Annotated in this window: 19 protein-coding genes; 14 read left to right on the top strand and 5 right to left on the bottom strand. The window is 66.3% G+C overall.

The window, feature by feature from the left end; all coding sequences use genetic code 11:
• Positions 1-225: 225 nt before the first annotated feature.
• The 10 genes from C8263_RS11950 to C8263_RS11905 all read left to right on the top strand — a co-directional run bounded on the left by C8263_RS11950 (position 226) and on the right by C8263_RS11905 (position 7,303).
• Entirely contained in the window at positions 226-444 is a 219-nt protein-coding gene (locus tag C8263_RS11950) for a hypothetical protein (RefSeq protein WP_107138361.1), read from the top strand.
• Positions 445-586: 142 nt separating this feature from the next.
• Positions 587-1,381: a thymidylate synthase gene (locus tag C8263_RS11945; protein ID WP_107138360.1), complete on the top strand. Its 795-nt coding sequence runs from the start codon at positions 587-589 to the stop codon at positions 1,379-1,381.
• A gap of 49 nt (positions 1,382-1,430) precedes the next feature.
• A complete protein-coding gene (locus C8263_RS11940) occupies positions 1,431-2,258 on the top strand; it encodes an NUMOD3 domain-containing DNA-binding protein (RefSeq protein WP_107138359.1) in 828 nt (275 codons plus the stop codon).
• Between the two features lie 149 nt (positions 2,259-2,407).
• Positions 2,408-2,530 (top strand): hypothetical protein, encoded by a 123-nt coding sequence (locus C8263_RS19825; RefSeq protein ID WP_269845137.1) that lies wholly within the window; start codon positions 2,408-2,410, stop codon positions 2,528-2,530.
• A gap of 4 nt (positions 2,531-2,534) precedes the next feature.
• Entirely contained in the window at positions 2,535-3,659 is a 1,125-nt protein-coding gene (locus C8263_RS11930) for a GIY-YIG nuclease family protein (protein ID WP_107138358.1), read from the top strand.
• Positions 3,583-3,999 carry a deaminase gene (locus C8263_RS11925; protein ID WP_107138357.1) on the top strand — a complete coding sequence of 139 codons (417 nt, stop codon included), beginning with the start codon at positions 3,583-3,585 and terminating at the stop codon, positions 3,997-3,999. The genes C8263_RS11930 and C8263_RS11925 overlap by 77 nt, the downstream gene beginning before the upstream one ends.
• On the top strand, positions 3,983-4,225 hold the full coding sequence (locus C8263_RS11920; RefSeq protein ID WP_199188389.1) for a deaminase: 243 nt from the start codon (positions 3,983-3,985) through the stop codon (positions 4,223-4,225). Before C8263_RS11925 ends, C8263_RS11920 begins: the two co-directional genes overlap by 17 nt.
• Complete coding sequence (locus C8263_RS11915) at positions 4,222-4,746, top strand: dihydrofolate reductase (protein ID WP_107138355.1); 525 nt, start codon at positions 4,222-4,224, stop codon at positions 4,744-4,746. Before C8263_RS11920 ends, C8263_RS11915 begins: the two co-directional genes overlap by 4 nt.
• 28 nt (positions 4,747-4,774) lie before the next feature.
• Positions 4,775-5,776, top strand: a complete 1,002-nt coding sequence (locus tag C8263_RS11910) for a YpdA family putative bacillithiol disulfide reductase (RefSeq protein WP_107138448.1) — start codon at positions 4,775-4,777, stop codon at positions 5,774-5,776.
• 147 nt (positions 5,777-5,923) lie between these two features.
• On the top strand, positions 5,924-7,303 hold the full coding sequence (locus C8263_RS11905) for a VanW family protein (protein ID WP_107138354.1): 1,380 nt from the start codon (positions 5,924-5,926) through the stop codon (positions 7,301-7,303).
• A gap of 58 nt (positions 7,304-7,361) precedes the next feature.
• Here the strand turns inward: C8263_RS11905 and C8263_RS11900 are convergent, their stop codons facing one another.
• The 5 genes from C8263_RS11900 to mnmG form a co-directional block, all read right to left on the bottom strand.
• Positions 7,362-8,207 carry a ParB/RepB/Spo0J family partition protein gene (locus C8263_RS11900; RefSeq protein ID WP_107138353.1) on the bottom strand — a complete coding sequence of 282 codons (846 nt, stop codon included), beginning with the start codon at positions 8,205-8,207 and terminating at the stop codon, positions 7,362-7,364.
• Entirely contained in the window at positions 8,191-8,940 is a 750-nt protein-coding gene (locus C8263_RS11895; protein ID WP_107138352.1) for a ParA family protein, read from the bottom strand. The genes C8263_RS11900 and C8263_RS11895 overlap by 17 nt, the downstream gene beginning before the upstream one ends.
• 37 nt (positions 8,941-8,977) lie before the next feature.
• Positions 8,978-9,712 (bottom strand): 16S rRNA (guanine(527)-N(7))-methyltransferase RsmG, encoded by a 735-nt coding sequence (gene rsmG, locus C8263_RS11890; protein WP_107138351.1) that lies wholly within the window; start codon positions 9,710-9,712, stop codon positions 8,978-8,980.
• The gene (locus C8263_RS11885) at positions 9,709-10,029 is read right to left on the bottom strand and encodes a hypothetical protein (protein WP_199188388.1); all 321 of its coding nucleotides are present in this window, start codon (positions 10,027-10,029) and stop codon (positions 9,709-9,711) included. The genes rsmG and C8263_RS11885 overlap by 4 nt, the downstream gene beginning before the upstream one ends.
• Positions 10,030-10,135: 106 nt before the next feature.
• Complete coding sequence (mnmG, locus tag C8263_RS11880) at positions 10,136-11,941, bottom strand: tRNA uridine-5-carboxymethylaminomethyl(34) synthesis enzyme MnmG (protein WP_107138349.1); 1,806 nt, start codon at positions 11,939-11,941, stop codon at positions 10,136-10,138.
• A 98-nt stretch (positions 11,942-12,039) separates the two neighbouring features.
• Here mnmG and C8263_RS11875 point away from each other — a divergent pair, with 98 nt between their 5' ends.
• The 4 genes from C8263_RS11875 to C8263_RS11860 all read left to right on the top strand — a co-directional run bounded on the left by C8263_RS11875 (position 12,040) and on the right by C8263_RS11860 (position 16,408).
• A complete protein-coding gene (locus tag C8263_RS11875) occupies positions 12,040-13,641 on the top strand; it encodes an aminotransferase class V-fold PLP-dependent enzyme (protein ID WP_107138348.1) in 1,602 nt (533 codons plus the stop codon).
• A 397-nt stretch (positions 13,642-14,038) separates the two neighbouring features.
• Entirely contained in the window at positions 14,039-15,148 is a 1,110-nt protein-coding gene (locus C8263_RS11870; RefSeq protein ID WP_107138347.1) for a thiamine pyrophosphate-dependent dehydrogenase E1 component subunit alpha, read from the top strand.
• On the top strand, positions 15,145-16,164 hold the full coding sequence (locus C8263_RS11865) for an alpha-ketoacid dehydrogenase subunit beta (RefSeq protein ID WP_107138346.1): 1,020 nt from the start codon (positions 15,145-15,147) through the stop codon (positions 16,162-16,164). The genes C8263_RS11870 and C8263_RS11865 overlap by 4 nt, the downstream gene beginning before the upstream one ends.
• A gap of 1 nt (position 16,165) precedes the next feature.
• Complete coding sequence (locus C8263_RS11860) at positions 16,166-16,408, top strand: hypothetical protein (RefSeq protein WP_107138345.1); 243 nt, start codon at positions 16,166-16,168, stop codon at positions 16,406-16,408.
• Positions 16,409-16,412 lie beyond the last annotated feature (4 nt).

The following is a 16,412-nucleotide window of genomic DNA, read 5'->3' as shown; positions in this document are numbered from 1 at the left end:
GAGCGCCTAGCTGCAAGGCTTCCCCTGACGTTTATTCCGGAGATCTGGACCCTCCATTGCAGGCTCAACGAGCAAAAGAGAAGGACGACCCAGCCGCCACAGCATGAAGTCGCCCCTTCGCGCAAACAGCCTCTTTCCTGTGCCCTCTCGGGCGCTGGCCTCAGCCGTTCCCAGTGAGTTTACCTCACCCCTCACTGGGGATAGCCATTCAAGGAAGAATTTACGATGGATTCCATCCAGCTCGCTGTTTTCGCCCTCATCGCTTTTGCCTTCACTCTGGTCGCCTTGGGCATTCAACTGCCCATAGATGCCCTGTTCCGCTTGCTGGAGAACAACAGTCGGGAGGCCGCCGCTCTCATGGCCTTCGGTCTGCTACTGGGCTTCCTAGCTGGGTTGGGAGGCAAGCAGCTCCTCCAAGAGATGATGGCCAACTTCATTGCCTGATGTCGTAACTGGACCGCCATACGGTGGTCCAGTTCTATGTGATGGACAAATATGAAGTGTCCACCCTGCCACGACCTACGCTCGTCTGGCTGTCCAGCGCCGCTTCACGCCCTGCGCCGGGCGGCCCTCTAAAGTGAAGCCAATGCGCCAGTATCTCGACCTGCTGCAACACGTGCTGGACTCTGGCACCCCCAAAACCGACCGCACCGGCACCGGCACCCTTTCCGTGTTTGGCCACCAGATGCGCTTTGACCTGCAGGAAGGCTTTCCGCTGGTCACCACAAAAAAGGTGCACCTGAAAAGCGTGATTTACGAGCTGCTGTGGTTCCTGAGGGGCGACTCGAACGTGGCCTATTTGCAAGAGAACGGCGTGAGCATCTGGGACGAGTGGGCCGACACGCACGGCGAACTGGGGCCCGTCTACGGGGTGCAATGGAGAAGCTGGCCTGCACCAGACGGGGGCCACATTGACCAGATTGCTCAGGTGGTGCAGCAGATCAAAACCAATCCCGACTCCCGCCGCCTCATCGTCTCAGCCTGGAACGTGGCGCAGATTGACCAGATGGCGCTGCCCCCCTGCCACGCTCTGTTTCAGTTCTATGTGGCGGACGGCCGCCTGAGCTGCCAGCTGTACCAGAGATCTGTTGATTGCGGACTTGGTTTGCCCTTCAACATCGCGTCCTACGCGCTGCTGACCCTGATGGTTGCTCAGGTCTGCGGGCTGAAACCCGGCGAATTTATCCACACTTCCGGCGACGCGCACATCTATCTCAATCACTTGGACCAGATTCGGCTTCAGCTGGCAAGAGAACCCCACCCACTGCCGACGATGTGGCTGAATCCAGACGTCAAAGACCTGTTTGCATTTCGCTATGAGGACTTCCGCCTAGAGAACTACGTCTCGCACTCACATATCAAGATGGCGGTTTCTGTTTAAGCACTTCAGTCTGCATCGGCGGAACACAGGCTCTGCGTGTTGGAGGCCCATGAGCGGTGGAATCTACGAGATTCGAAATACAGTAAACGGCAAATACTACATTGGACGTGCAGAATGCTTTCGAATGCGTTTCAATCAGCATCGTTACAAACTCGGACATGGACGCCATCATCGCCTCTATCTCCGACGCGCCTGGACCAAATATGGTGAGGAGGCATTCGAGTTTGTCGCGGTGGCCGAATGTGATCTTGAAGCAGCAATTCAACTTGAAACCGCGCGGCTGCAAAGTGGTGACGAGCGGCCGTATAACGTGAGCCGCTTCTCAGGTGGCGGCGACCTGGTCTCGCAGCATCCTGAGCGTGAGCAGATCCTTGCCCGCCGAAGCGAAGGGGCGCGGCGCCGGATGGCCAGCCTGACCCTCCAGGAACGTGTGCGCCTGTATGGCCGGGCTGGAGAACAGAACGGGATGTATGGCCGCCGACATACAGAAGCGTCACGGCGGCAGATGTCCGAAACCATACGGCGCATGGTCAAGCGCGGCGTGGAGCATCCCAGCTTTGGGCTCAAGCGTTCCGCCACAACACGGGCGAAACTCTTCAAGATCGCCTCAGCACGGCTTGGGCAGAAGAATCCTTTCTATGGCAAAAGTCACAGCCAGGCCACCAAGGACAAGCTGGCAGCAGGCCGATGTGGCAGCCAACCAACGAACGTTCGGGCCGTTGTGGCAGACGGCCTGCAGTACCGCTCAGTCAAGGACGCGGCTCGTCACCTGGGTATTCCGTCTGCTCTGGTGATTTACCGCATTAAATCCCCGAAGTACGCCTACTCCTACGCTGCAACCGCCCCGCAGGGCCAGGCAGAGCAGTCAGCGTCTTGACGGCGCCCCATCTTGCGGCCCACGGTGGGCCGAGACCGTAAAGCGTATGGGAAAGTTGAACCACACAGAGCGAGGAAAAAGTTGACCAGTATGGACCACCGAGCATCTCCACAGAATTTTTTGCCCGCCATCAAGGCCCCGGTGGCGGTGTGAAACGCCCTACCTTTGACGATCTGGGCCTCGCCACCGCCCGGCTGTGGGCCACCCGCAGCGCGGACACCAAGGTCCAGGTGGACAGCGGCCTTATTCATTCGGCCTGCGGTGGGCAATAAGCCTATGGCGAAGGTCAGCGGGATTTACGCCATCGTCCACCGGGAAAGTGGGAAAGTTTATATCGGAAGTGCTGTGGATATTGCCAGCCGCTGGAGGCTGCACAGGAAGCAGCTTCAGGATGGCACCCACCACGCCGTCCAGCTGCAAAGAGCCTGGAAAAAATATGGCCCCCTGACTTTTGAGTGGCGCGTGCTGGAGCAGTGCGCTACCCCGGAGCTGCTCGCGCTGGAGCAGACATACCTCGACTCCACGCCTGAGGCCGAGAAATACAACTCCTCTCCTACGGCGCGCAGTCCGCTGGGCACCAAGCACCGGCCGGAAGTGGTCGAGGCGATGCGGCAGCGGGTCATCGCGGCCTATGCCGACCCCGTCTTCAGGGCCAAACACCGCGAGGCCCAAAAGCGGCGCTTTGCCGATCCCGCCCAGAAAGACGTCATTCGAAAGCGCAACAGCGGCTTGTACCGCGTGACTTCGCCAGCCGGCGAGGTGATGGAAGTGGAGGGCATGACGCGCTTTTGCAAAGAGCGGGGTCTGTCTTCTACTCGAATGCTGGCTCTCGCCCGTGGTCACAGCAGCAAGAAAGACTTCAAAGGGTGGAGGGTGGAAGAGCTCCGACCGTCGCGTTCTGGTCTGGGCCGCCGCACCGGAAGCCTGCCCGTCCTGCCCACCAATCCCAGGGGGTGGCGCAATCAGAAAGCTTTTATCGCCCGCGCGCCGGATGGAAGGACCCTTGAGGGTGTGGGCCTCGCCGCCTTCGCCCGGCAGACGGGGTTGAGCGAAGAAGGGCTGCGCAACGTCGCCGCCCGCCGAAATGCCCACTGCGGGGGTTGGGTGATCCGCTGGAAGAATGATTATCAGGGCGAATCCGACCTGCTGGTTCCCAGGCGTGGCCGGGGCAAGGTCAGGCGCTACCTTCTGACGAGTCCAACGGGCGAGGTCCACCGCACAGCCAACCTTTCGGGGTTCGCCGCGCAGCACGGTCTGAACGCACCCACCCTTGTCGAAGTGGCCAGGGGCAGGAGAAATCATCATCACCGCTGGAGGTGTATCTATGACGACCAAGAAACAGCAGGAGTGGGACAGAACTTACCTGCAGACCGCGCAGTTGTTCGCCAGTCATTCTCATGATCCCGCGCTCAAAGTCGGCGCTGTGGTGGTTGACCAGGCAAACGGCTCCATCATTTCTATCGGCATCAACGGGCGTGGGCGTGGCCGGCCCAATGTACGGCTTTCAGATGAGCCAGGAAAATCAGGATGCGCACACGCTGAAATGAATGCGCTGGCGCGCGCATCCTGGCAAGGTGAAAAGTCGTACACCCTTTACGTCACCCACTCACCCTGCGCGGTGTGCGCCGCCTTGATTTTGAATGTCCCGATCAAACGGGTGGTCTATGGCACGGCCTACCGTGACAACACAGGAATCAATGAGCTGGTGGAAGGCGGGGTGGAGGTTGTTCATCTCTCGTAATGCCCTGCTGGCCGCCAGCTGGAACCGCGAGGGCCATACCCTATATGTCACCCACGAACCCTGCGCCGCCTGTGCTCGCCTGATTGTCAATTCCCGCCGGATCAGCCGCGTCCTGTATGAAATCAATTACCGCGAGACGGTGCGGGTGGGGGCTGGCCTCCCTAGCGGCGAGGCCATTCTGCGGGCGGCGGGCATTGAGGTGCAGTCCGCCGGGACGGCACCGTGAGTTCCGCGCCGGAACTGTTCGCCATCGTGGCCATGACGCCGGGGCGGGTGATTGGCAAGGGCGGCACCCTGCCCTGGCGCTTGCCCGCCGATCTGGCGCACTTCCGGCGGCACAGCCTGGGGGTGCCGAACGTGATGGGCCGCAAGGTCTGGGATTCGCTGGGGGGCCGGGCGCTGCCGGGCCGGGCCAACATCGTGCTCACACGGAACCGCGCACTCACGGCACCCGGGGCCACGGTGGTCCACACCCCCGAAGAGGCCCTGGCGGCGGCCAGAGACGCGCCCCGCGTGGCGATCATCGGCGGGGAGGAGGTTTACCGCCTCTACCTGCCGCAGCTGAGCCGCATTGAGCTGACCCTGGTGCACGCCGAAGTGCAGGGCGACACCTTCTTTCCCGAGCTGCCGGCCGGGTGGCAGGTGACGCAGGAGACAGTGCGGCCCGCCGACGAGCGCAACCCGCACGACCTCACGTTCCAGACGCTGGTCCGGGCCGGCTCTACCGTGCCGCGCCTGCAGTCCTGAAGCGGCCCAGGCTGGCACAATGCCGGACATGAGTCTGGTAGACGTTGCCATTGTTGGGGCCGGGCCGGTGGGGCTGGCCGCCGCCATTGCCTGCAAGCGCGCGGGCCTGAGTTACGTGGTGCTGGAAAAGGGCTGCGTGGTGAACGCCATTTTCGAGTACCCCACCTACATGACCTTTTTCACCACGGCCCCCGAGCTGGAAATTGGTAATCACCCCATGGTGACCGGCCATGACAAGCCGGATCGCCGCGACGCGCTGATGTACTACCGGCTGGTGGCCCAGCGCGAGGCGCTGAACGTGGAGCCATACACCGAGGTGACGCGGGTGCACGCCGCGCCGGCGGGCTTCACGCTGGCCGTGGAGCGGCGCGACGGCACGCCCGGTGTGGTTGAGGCGCGGCGGGTGGTGGTGGCCACTGGCTACTACGACAACCCGCATGTTCTGGGCATTCCCGGCGAGCACTCGGAGAACGTCAGCCACTACTACACCGAAGCCCACCCGTTCATGGGCCTGAATGTCACCGTGATTGGCGCGGGCAACAGCGCCGCCGACGCCGCACTGGACCTGTGGCGCAGCGGCGTGAACGTCACCATGGTCGTGCGCGCCCCGGAACTGAAATCCACGATCAAGTACTGGGTGCGCCCGGATCTGGAAAACCGCATCAAGGAGGGCAGCATCGCGGCGCACTTTGAGTCGCAGGTGGTCGAGATTCACCCCGAACATGTGGTCGTGCAGCGCGCGGACGGCACCACCTGGGCCCTGCCCACCCACTTCACCTTCGCCCTGACCGGCTACCGCCCGGACCTGTCCTTCCTGTCGGGCCTGGGGCTGGCGCAGCACCCCGACGAGTGCCTCGTGCTGGACGAGCATTATCAGAGCAGCGTGCCTGGGCTGTTCGTGGTGGGCAGCGCGGGCTTTGCGGGCAAAACGAATCAGGTGTTCATTGAGAATGGCCGCCACCACGCCGTGGCCGCCGTGGCCGAGATCGAGCGCCAGCTGGCGGGCACCGGGCATCTGGCCCTGGGCTGAGGCCCACAGACCCCGTCAGAAACCTTCACCAGCGCCGGGGCAAGGGTTCCCGGCGCTTTTGCTGCCGCCGCTCCTGCCCCCACCTCTCCCCTGTGCGTGAAGATTCGCCTTCACCGGACTGGTGAAGGGGCGTGAAATACTCGCGCCATGTTCAGCCCCTTTCGGCGCACGTGCGTGCTGAGCGCCCTGCTGCTGGCGGCCGTCCCCAGCGCTCCGGCCCAGACGGCTCCGCCCCAGCCCCCGGCGCAAACCGTGCCGGCGATTCCGCCGGTGCCGCCAGCGCCGCTGCCGCCTGACCCGGCGCCGCCCACCCAGCCCACCCCCGAACCCCCGGCCCCACCCGCCGACCCTGCGCCCACGCCGCCCGAGCCGGTCCCGGCTCCTCCGGCGCAGCCGGCCCCCACCCCACCCACGCCCAGGGTGACCACGCCCGCCGCGAAGATCACGGCGCCGCTGCTGATCACCGTGAGCGCCGCGTGGCCGGCGCTGGTGGACGGCAAGAAAACCACCGTGCCCTTTACCCGCACCCTCACCATTCCGGGCAAGCGGGTGGCGGTCCTGCGGCAGCGCGGCGTCATCACCCAGAGCCTGGACGCCGATCTGCAGACCTTCCTGAGGGCCCTGCCCACCACCCCACAGGACGCCCGCTTTGAGCAGCTGTGGAACGGCTGGGCCGTGGTGCAGCGCAACGGCCTCAAGGTAAACCTGGACAAGACCCGCGCCAATCTGCTGGCCGCGCTGAAAGACCCCAAGGGCGTGAAGGTGAACGTGGCCCTGGGCAGCCAGACGGCACCGGGGCGCACCCTGAGCTACTTCCTGTCGCGCGGCATCACCGCGCACCTGGGCACGGGCGAGACGAACTACTACGGCTCCAGCGACGCCCGCGTGAAGAACATCCACGTGGGGGCCAGCCGGTTCCGGGACGTGCTGTTTGAGGGCAAAACCGTGTCGTTCAACCAGATGGTGGGGCCCATCAACCTCCGGGCGGGCTTCGTGACTGGTCTGGTCATCTCGGGCGAGCGCACCGCCAACGGCATTGGCGGCGGCATCTGCCAGGTCAGCACCACGGTGTTCCGCACCCTGTACAGCGCGGGCCTGCCCATCCTGGAGCGCCGCAACCACTCGTATCAGGTGCGCTACTACGACCCCCAGGGCCTGGACGCCACCATCTACCAGCCCAGCCTGGACCTGAAATTTGCCAACGACACCGGCGGCGCCCTGTGGTTCCAGAGCGAGTGGAACGATGAGGAAGCCCGCCTGAGCATCAGCGTCTTCGGCAAGGCGCGCGACTTCACGGTGCAGATTGACGCCCCCCGCACCCTCAGCACCACCCCGCCGCCCCCGGACCGTATCATCCGCGACGCCAGCCTGAATGCCGGGCAGCGCCAGCAGGTAGACTGGGCCGCGCCGGGCGCCGTGATTGAGGTCACGCGCAAATTTGTGCGCGGCGGCGTGGTGTTCAAGCAGGACACTCTGAAAAGCACCTACCGCCCCTGGCCGAACATTTTCCTGGTGGGCACCCGGTAAAACACAGCAGGCCAGAGGGGGCGAGCCGCACCGGGCTCGCCCCCTTCCGTGTGTTCCTCTACTCCTCGGCGTAGCCCAGCAGGTTCAGGATGCGGTCGAGTTCCTCGCGTGAGCCGTAATTCAGCTCCACGCGGCCCTTATCCTCGCCGGTAATGCGCACGCGGGTGCCGGTGCGGCGGCTCAGATCCAGTTCCAGCTGCCGGAAAGCGCGCGGCGGGTTCACCTTGATGGGCTCGCTGCCGGCACGCTTCTCGCGCTTCAGGGCCTCGGCCTCGCGCACGCTGAGGCTGCGCGCCGTGATCTGGTCCAGCGCCCAGGCGCGGTCGCCTTCGGGCTGGGCCAGGATGGCGCGGGCGTGCCCGGCACTGATCTGCCCGGCGTCCAGGGCGCGCAGGGCGGCCTCGGGCAGCGTCAGCAGGCGCAGGGCGTTGGCCACCGCCGAGCGGCTCTTGCCCACCGCCTGCGCCACACCTTCCTGGTTCAGCCCCTGTTCCTGCAGGGCCTGGTAGGCGCGCGCCTCCTCCAGGGGGCCCAGGTCCTCGCGCTGCAGGTTTTCCACGATGGCAATTTCCAGCGCCTCGCGGTCCCCCAGATCGCGAATGATCACCGGCACCTCGCTCAGTCCGGCCAGCTGACTGGCCCGCCAGCGGCGCTCTCCGGCCACGATCTCGAAGTGCTCAGCGCGGGGGCGCACCAGCAGCGGCTGCAACACGCCCTTGTCTCGGATGCTCTGCGCCAGTTCTGCCAGTCCCTCGGCGGCAAAGACCTGCCGGGGCTGGTACGCCGCCTGCACAATCCGGTCCAGCGCCAGGGTCTGCACCTGCGGCCCCTCTGCTTTCCCGGCCTCGGCAGGCTTGCCCAGCAGCGCGTCCAGGCCACGGCCCAGGCTAGATTTTTTCGACACGCTGCATCACCTCCTCGCTCAGGCGCTTGTAGGCCGCCGCGCCCGACGACAGCGGCGCAAAGGCGTTGATGGGTTTGGCAAAGCTGGGCGCCTCGGACAGGCGCACGTTGCGCGGCACCACCGACCAGAACACCAGTTCCCCAAAATGGGCGCGCACCATGCTCTCCACCTCCTGCGAGAGATTGGTCCGGCCGTCAAACATGGTGAGCACCACGCCCAGCACCTTCAGGCGGGGGTTCAGGCCGCCCTGCACCCGCTCCACCGTTTCCATCAGGCCAGCCAGCCCCTCCAGCGCGTAGTACTCGGCCTGCAGCGGAATCAGCAGCGCGTCGGCGGCGGCCAGCACGTTGACCGTCAGGGGACCCAGGCTGGGCGGCGCATCAATGAGGACCACGTCGTAGCCCTGAATGGAGGCCAGCAGCCGTGTCAGGGCGTCGGGGTCCTCGGCCAGTTCCACGCCAGCCCCTGCCAGATCGGGCGTGGCGGGCAGCAGAAAGAGGCCCTTCTGCGCTGTCTCACGGGTAAATTCCCCAGCGCGGGCCGGTTCTCCCAGCGCCTCGTACAGCCCCTGGGTGGCCCCACGTTCGCCCAGGCCACTCGTGGCGTTGCCCTGGGGATCCATGTCCAGCAGCAGCACGCGCTTGCCACCCGCCGCCAGATACGCCCCCAGGTTCACGGCGGTGGTGGTCTTGCCCACCCCCCCCTTCTGATTCACGACGCCCAGGACCTTCATTCCGGGCCCCGCGCGTTGTTCGCCGTCTGCATCCTGTTCACCGTGCCGCCCAGAATAGCGGCTGCGCGGCCGGCACGCCCTCGCGCCGGGGGTACTTCTTCGGCGTGCGGCCCACCTTCTCCACCACGATCAGGGTGCGGGCGTCGCCCAGCACAGGCAGGGTAAAGGCGTCCACCTCGGTCACCCGGCCCCCCAGTTCACCAGCGGCGCGGCGCCCTGCTTGCAACTCCTCTTCGCTGATGGGGCCTTTCTGGGCCACCAGCCGCCCCCCGGGCTTCAGCAGGGGCAGTGCCAGTTCGGCCAGCACCGGCAGCGCCGCCACCGCGCGGCACACCACGCGGTCGTAGCTTTCACGGTGCGCCGGGTCGCGCCCCAGGGTCTCGGCGCGGCCCACCTGCGGCTGCACATTGTTCAGCCCCAGTGCCTCGGCTGCCGCGCGCACAAAGTCAATCTTCTTGCGAATGGAATCCAGTGGCACGAAGGGAATCTCTGGGCGCAGCAGTGCCAGCGGCAGGGCAGGAAACCCCGCGCCCGTGCCCAGGTCCAGTACCTGCTGCGCGCCGTCCAGATGCTCACCGCGCAGACAGCTCAGCGAATCCACAAAATGCTTGAGCACAATGTCGGTCTCGGTTTTCAGCGCAGTCAGATTGACCTTGCGGTTGGCCTCCTGCAACAGGGCCATCAGCTGTACAAACGCAGGAATCTGGGCGTCCACCTGCAGCCCCAGTTCAGCCGCGCCCCGCCGCAGCAGCGCTTCGCCTTCCGGCGTCATAGTCCGTACCTCGTTTTCATGTCCTGATACCTCTCGTGTACATGCTCATCCAGTTCCTCCAGCGGCAGGCTGTCCAGTAGCGGCAACACCGTTTCGCGCAGCACCTGTCCGCGCGCCATCCACTGAAAATACTGCCGGCCCCCGTGGGCATACGGCCCGTAGAGCTTGGAGCCGGGACATAGCCGCAGCAGGGTTTCAAACAGCCGCTGGTGCCGGGTGTGCATCCGCAGGGTCACCTGGGGTTGTTTGCCGTCGCCACCAAAGTGGCCCTCGCCAATCAGGACGCCCACCAGCAGGCCCTGTTCAAATGCGTTCACAGCTGTTCCTCCTTGTTTCACCGTCAAGTTTCCCGTGAAACAGAACTGGCGTCAAGAAAAAACCAGGGCATGCGCCCCGGTCTTCAACCACCGCCTTGTTTCACCGTCAGGTTTCCCGTGAAACAGCCTGTCCTTTCAGATGCACGAGCAGCGCGCTGATGTCGGCGTGGCGCACCCCCGAGATGCGGCTGGCCTGATCCACGGTGCGTGGCTGGGCCCGGCCCAGTTTCTCTCGGGCCTCATTGGACAGGGCCGGCACAGCAGCAAAATCCACGCCTGCCAGACTCAGCTCGCGCGAACGGTCCTCGGCGCGCAGTTGCTGGGCCGCGCGGCGAATGTAGCCGGCGTATTTCACGCGGATTTCCACCGCTTCGCGTTCGGCTGCCGACAGGACCGGCAGCGTCACCCCCAGCGCCTCCACATCCGCCAGCGAGAACTCGGGGCGGCGCAGCCACGCATCCCCGGTCTGGCCCTGCACGCGCTGCCCTTCCAGCGCGTTCACCCCAGCCTGTACCCGGGCGTATTTGGCCTGCACACGTTCCAGTTCAGCGCTGTCCACCAGTCCCAGTTCATGGGCCAGCGGCGTCATCCGCTCGTCGGCGTTGTCCTGGCGCACCAGCAGGCGGTGCTCTACGCGGCTGGTCATCATGCGATAGGGCTCGTTGCTGCCCTTGAACACCAGTTCGTCCAGCAACACGCCCAGATAGCCCGTTTCGCGGCCAATCAACACTTCCTCTTCCCCCAGAGCGCGGCGGGCCGCCGCTGTGCCGGCCACCAGCCCCTGCGCCGCCGCTTCCTCGTACCCGCTGGTCCCGTTGATCTGGCCAGCAGTAAAGACGCCTGGCAGCAGCTTCGATTCCAGATTCAGGGTGAGTTCCTGCGAGTCCACCACGTCGTACTCCACAGCGTAGGCGTAGCGCTGAATCACGGCGCGCTCAAAGCCGGGCAGGGTGCGCACCAGGGCGTCTTGCAGGTGTGGCGGCAGCGAGGAACTGAAGCCCTGCAGGTACACCTCGCTGGTCTGCACGCCGTCGGGCTCCACAAACAGCAGGTGGCGGTCGTGGTGGGCAAAACGCACCACCTTGTCCTCAATGCTGGGGCAGTAGCGCGGCCCCAGACCCTCGATGTCGCCGGCAAACATGGGCGACTCGTGCAGGTTCTCCTGAATCAGGCGGTGCGTTTCCGGGGTGGTGTGGGTTTGCCACGTGGGCGATTCGGCGGCGCGGGGGCCGGGGGTGCCGGTAAAACCACGCGGCTGGGGGTCAGCCGGAATTTCCAGCAGGGCCGCGAAGTCCACCGCGTCGGCGCGCACCCGGGGGGGTGTGCCGGTTTTATACCGCTTGAGCACGTGCCCGGCGAGGGCCAGCGGCGCCGACAGAAAGCGCGACGGCGGTTCACCCTGGCGGCCCTCGGCCCGCGACTGGCGCCCGTACCACGTCACGCCGCGCATGAAGGTGCCGGCGGCAAGCACCACCGAGCGCGCGCTCAACCGGCGGCCATCGGTGGTCACCACGAACCAGCCGCCGCGCCCGTCGCTCTCCAGATCGGCAGCCTCGCCGCGCAGAATTTCAATGCCCGGGTGGCCGAAGATCACATCCTGGGCGCGCTCGGCGTAGGCGTCGCGCTCGTTCTGCACCCGCAGGGACTGCACCGCCGGGCCCTTGCTGGCGTTCAGCACCCGGGTGTGAATGGCCGTGTCATCGGCCAGCCGCCCCATCAGGCCGCCCATCGCCTGCACCTCAAACACCAGCTGGCTCTTGCCCGGGCCGCCCACGGCCGGGTTGCAGGGCATGCGGCCCACCGTGGCCGGATTGCCAATCAGCAGCGCCACCCGGGCATATTTGGCGGCTGCCCACGCCGCTTCCAGGCCCGCGTGGCCCCCGCCAATCACCAGTACATTCCAGCCGCTCATCAGGGCCGCAGTGTACCGGGCCTGTACGCGGCGCAGGGTGATCCGTTTCGCTGATCAGGGGCATTGAGGGCGGGGGGGCTGGGCTCCTACCATGGGGTATGGACTTTGCCACGCTGCGCGCCGACCTGATCGGAGGAGACACCGTGATTCGTACCCCGTTCGGGGCGCGGCGCCTCACCTACGCCGATTATGTGGCCTCGGGCCGGGCGCTGCGCAGCGTGGAGGAGCGGGTGGCTTCGCTGGCCCTGCCGCTGTACGCCAACACCCACACTGAAGACAGCGCCACCGGCGCCCACTGCACCCACCTCACCCACCAGGCCACCAACTACATCCGCGCGCAGCTGGGCGGCGACGAGGGCTGCAAGGTGGTGTTCTGCGGGTCGGGCAGCACGGCGGCGGTGCGGCGCATGCAGGACATCCTGGGGATTGCCGCCAGCGCCCACCACCGCCAGACTCTGCTGGCGGCACTGCCAGAGCGTGACCGCCCAGTGGTGTTCGTCGGCCCCTACGAGCACCACAGCAACGAGATCAGCTGGCGCGAAACCCTGGCCGAGGTGGTGGAGCTGCCGCTGTGCGAGCGGGGCAACCTGGACCTGGACGCCCTGGTGCGCGCGCTGAAAGACCCCCGGTACGCCGGGCGCCCCAAGATCGGCTCGTTCAGCGCGGCCAGCAATGTCACCGGCCTGCTCACCGATACCCGCACGGTGGCCCGCATCCTGCACGCCCACGGCGCCTACGCCTTTTTCGACTTTGCCGCCAGCGCGCCCTATGTGGCCATCGACATGAAGCCGGGCAAGCCCGACGGCTACGACGCCGTGTTCCTGAGCCCCCACAAGTTCGTGGGCGGCCCCGGCACACCGGGCCTGCTGTGTTTCCGCCAGGAGCTGTACCGCCTGACCGTGCCCAGCACGGCGGGCGGCGGCACCGTCAGCTTTGTCAACCGCACCCGGCAGATCTACATAGATGACATTGAGGCGCGCGAGGACGCCGGCACCCCCGCCATCCTGGGCAAGATTCGCACCGCCCTGGCCTTTGGGGTGAAAGCGGCCCTGGGCCCGGCGGCGATGACCGCGCGCGAACACGAGCTGTTTGGCCGCGCCCTGGCCCGGCTGCGCCCCAACCCCCGCCTGCGCCTGCTGGGCAATCTGGACGCCCCCCGGCTGGCCTTTCTGTCCTTTCTCACCCTCACCTCGGACGGGCGGCAGCTGCACCCCCGGCTGGTGGTGCGGCTGCTCAACGACCTGTTCGGTATTCAGGCCCGGGGGGGCTGCGCCTGCGCCGGACCTTACGGCCACGCCCTCCTGAATGTGGACGACCAGACCAGCGAACGCTACCTGCAGTGCGTGCTGGACCATGTGGATGGCGTCAAGCCCGGCTGGACCCGCCTGAATCTGGCGCCCTGGGCCACCGATGAAGAGGTGGACTTTTTGCTGTCGGCGCTGGAATTCGTGGCCGAATACGGCGAACGCTTCGTCCCGCTCTACAGCTTTGACTGGACCACGGGCGCGTGGCACCACCTGGCCGACCGCGCGCCGCTGGACCTGTTCGGGGCAGAGCGGCCGGCGCAGGCCACGGGCCCTGTGCCGTATGCCGAGTATCTGGCCCAGGCCCACGCTCTGGCCAAGGGGCTCGCCCCGATGGGGGAGGGGAGACCGATCCCGCCCCACGTCCCCGCCGATCTGGTGTTCTTCGTGCATTGAGGGGACAGGGTGGGCCGCGAGAAAGAGGCGACGCAGCGTGAAGAAGGCTCCTGCCCTGATTGGGAAAGAAAGCAGCTCAACGGTTGAGGGGAGCTTTCAGAGCAGCATGCCTCTCGGCAGGGTGAGCCAGCAATCTGGCGCAGTTGCGACCTCTACAGCTGCCGCTCCCAACTTCACACCCCTTGGCCCCATCTCCGGGCTGTCTCTGCTACACGGACGAAATCCAATCTTCCCGTCGTTGGCGACCAGCCTGCGCCCGCCCACCTTCCTGGCGCCCGGCCTTCCCTCACGGTCAAAGGGTCTAAAATACCTAACGAGCGTTTGCTAGACAGATTTCCGTTTGGGTGGGGGCCAGGGTAACACCCGCGCCCGCCCCGACGCCAGGAGGCCCCAGGTCATGATTCAACCCTTCACGCCGGAACCCATCCGCTACGTCGCGGAAGACGGGACCCCTGTGCAGCCGCTGCCGGCGCGGTACACGCCGGAGCTGCTGCGCGAACTGCACCGCCTGATGCTTCAGGCCCGCGAGTTCGACCGCAAGCTGATTACCCTGCTGCGCCAGGGCCGCACCACCTTCTACGCGCAGTCCAGCGGCATGGAAGCCACCCAGGTGGGCCTGGCGCGCTCCATTCGCGTGGGGCACGACTGGGTGTGGCCGTACTACCGCGACCACACGCTGGGGCTGGCCATGGGCGTGCCCATGTTCGAGCTGATCAGCCAGTGTCTGGGCACCAACTCTGACACCTGCCGGGGCCGCCAGATGCCGCACCACTTTGCCGCGCAGGCGCAGAACTTCGTGTCCATTTCCAGCTCTATTGCCTCGCAGGTGCCGCCGGCCGCCGGCAACGCCATGGCGCAGAAGTACCTGGGCGTGGACGAGATCACGGTCTGCACCTTCGGGGACGGCGCCACCAGCGAGGGCGACTGGCACGCAGGCCTGAACATGGCGGGCGCGGCGCAGGCCCCGGCCCTGTTCGTCTGTGAGAACAACCAGTGGGCCATCAGCACGTCCATCCGCGAGCAGACGGCCAGCGAGACCATCCATATCAAGGCCAAGGCGTATGGCATGCCCGGCTACTACGTGGACGGCAACGACATCGTGGCGGTCATGGAGGTCATGACGGCGGTGGCCGAGGGGGTGCGGGCCGGGCAGGGCCCCGCGCTGGTGGAGTGCCTGACCTACCGCGTGGGCTCTCACTCCAACGCCGACGCCGACGCCGAGAAGCACTACCGCACCCGCGAGGAAGTGGAGGAGTGGCTGGGCCGCGATCCCATCACGCGCGTGGAGAAGCTGCTGGAGAAGTTGGGCCACCCGGTCAGCGCCGAGGAACGCGCCGAGCTGATTGCCAGGACCCACCGCGAGGTGGACGAGCAGGTGCTGCGTGCCGAGGCCACCGGGCAGCCCGACTGGCGCATCATCTTTGAAGACGTCTACGCGGACGTGCCGGACCACCTGCGCCAGCAGGAAGCCTTCCTGCGCGCCGAGCAGGGCGGGGGGCGCGCATGACCGCCACCCAGGACCGTCAGGAGAAGAGTGCCGTGAGTGGAAAGCGGACCATCAACCTCATCCAGGCCGTGACCGAGGCGATTGCCGAGGAGATGGAGCGCGACAGCCGCGTGGTGCTGTTCGGCGAGGACGTGGGCGCGCGCGGCGGCGTGTTCATGGCCACCGCCGGCCTGCAGGAGCGCTTTGGCAAGCAGCGCGTGTTCGATACGCCCCTGAGCGAGGCCAGCATCGTGGGCGCCGCCGTGGGCATGGCCGTGCGCGGCCTGCGCCCCATTGCCGAGATTCAGTTTGCCGACTACATGGGCCCGGGCTTTGACCAGATCATTTCCCAGGCCGCCAAGATCCGCTACCGCAGCGCGGGGCAGTTCACGGCGCCCATGGTGATCCGTACACCCTCGGGCGGCGGCGTGAAGGGCGGGCACCACCACAGCCAGAGCCCCGAAAGCTACTACACCCACACCCCGGGCCTGAAGGTGGTCATGCCCAGCACCCCCTACGACGCCAAGGGGCTGCTCAAGGCCGCGCTGCGCGGCGAGGACCCGGTCATTTACTTTGAGCCCAAACGGCTCTACCGCGCCGCCAAGGGCGAGGTGCCGGACCACGATTACGTGGTCAAGCTGGGCGAGGCCGCCGTGCGCCGTGAGGGCACCGACCTCAGCCTGATCGGCTACGGCGGCGTGATGCCCGACCTGGAAAAGGCCGCCGACGCGCTGGGCGCCGAGGGGGTCAGCGTGGAGGTCATCGACCTGCGCTCGCTGGTGCCCTGGGACCGCGACCGCGTGCTGAGCAGCGTGCAGAAGACCGGCCGCGCCGTGCTGGTCAGCGAGGCGCCGCGCATCTCGAATTTCATGGGCGAGGTGGCCTACGTGATTCAGGAGCAGGCCTTCGACTTCCTGACCGCGCCCGTGGGGCAGGTGGCGGGCTTCGATACGCCGTATCCCTACGTGCAGGACAAGGTGTATCTGCCAGGCCCCAACCGCATCGTGGCGGCCTGCGTGCAGGCGCTGAACTATTAAGATGGGGGCCGTGAAGCCTGATTTCCTGCGCCCGCTGCTGGGCACCCTGGGGCTGCTGATCGGGTTTGGCCTGTACGCCCTGGTGGGGCGGCTGGCCGAACCCTGGCAGAGTGTGGCCATTGGCGGCCTGTTCGCGCTGCTGGGGCTGAGCGCCTGGGTCTATGCCCAGGGCGAGCGCTGGATTCAGGTGCTGGCCCTGGTGCTGCTGATCTACGGCCTCCTGCGCGCCCTGGTGCTGCGCTGAGGAC

This window comes from Deinococcus arcticus (assembly GCF_003028415.1).
GTDB lineage: Bacteria > Deinococcota > Deinococci > Deinococcales > Deinococcaceae > Deinococcus > Deinococcus arcticus.
Note: the sequence above shows the minus strand (reverse complement) of the source record. Positions and strands in the feature narration are given on the sequence as shown.

Excerpts from the sequence above, each read along its gene's own strand:
- C8263_RS11870 (WP_107138347.1), top strand. The coding sequence starts at position 14,039 with ATGATTCAACCCTTCACGCCGGAACCCATCCGCTACGTCGCGGAAGAC.
- mnmG (WP_107138349.1), bottom strand. The coding sequence starts at position 11,941 with ATGAGCGGCTGGAATGTACTGGTGATTGGCGGGGGCCACGCGGGCCTG.
- C8263_RS11910 (WP_107138448.1), top strand. The coding sequence starts at position 4,775 with ATGAGTCTGGTAGACGTTGCCATTGTTGGGGCCGGGCCGGTGGGGCTG.
- C8263_RS11875 (WP_107138348.1), top strand. The coding sequence starts at position 12,040 with ATGGACTTTGCCACGCTGCGCGCCGACCTGATCGGAGGAGACACCGTG.
- C8263_RS11895 (WP_107138352.1), bottom strand. The coding sequence starts at position 8,940 with ATGAAGGTCCTGGGCGTCGTGAATCAGAAGGGGGGGGTGGGCAAGACC.
- C8263_RS11865 (WP_107138346.1), top strand. The coding sequence starts at position 15,145 with ATGACCGCCACCCAGGACCGTCAGGAGAAGAGTGCCGTGAGTGGAAAG.
- C8263_RS11950 (WP_107138361.1), top strand. The coding sequence starts at position 226 with ATGGATTCCATCCAGCTCGCTGTTTTCGCCCTCATCGCTTTTGCCTTC.
- C8263_RS11945 (WP_107138360.1), top strand. The coding sequence starts at position 587 with ATGCGCCAGTATCTCGACCTGCTGCAACACGTGCTGGACTCTGGCACC.
- C8263_RS11925 (WP_107138357.1), top strand. The coding sequence starts at position 3,583 with ATGACGACCAAGAAACAGCAGGAGTGGGACAGAACTTACCTGCAGACC.
- C8263_RS11905 (WP_107138354.1), top strand. The coding sequence starts at position 5,924 with ATGTTCAGCCCCTTTCGGCGCACGTGCGTGCTGAGCGCCCTGCTGCTG.
- C8263_RS11930 (WP_107138358.1), top strand. The coding sequence starts at position 2,535 with ATGGCGAAGGTCAGCGGGATTTACGCCATCGTCCACCGGGAAAGTGGG.
- C8263_RS11860 (WP_107138345.1), top strand. The coding sequence starts at position 16,166 with ATGGGGGCCGTGAAGCCTGATTTCCTGCGCCCGCTGCTGGGCACCCTG.
- C8263_RS11940 (WP_107138359.1), top strand. The coding sequence starts at position 1,431 with ATGAGCGGTGGAATCTACGAGATTCGAAATACAGTAAACGGCAAATAC.
- rsmG (WP_107138351.1), bottom strand. The coding sequence starts at position 9,712 with ATGACGCCGGAAGGCGAAGCGCTGCTGCGGCGGGGCGCGGCTGAACTG.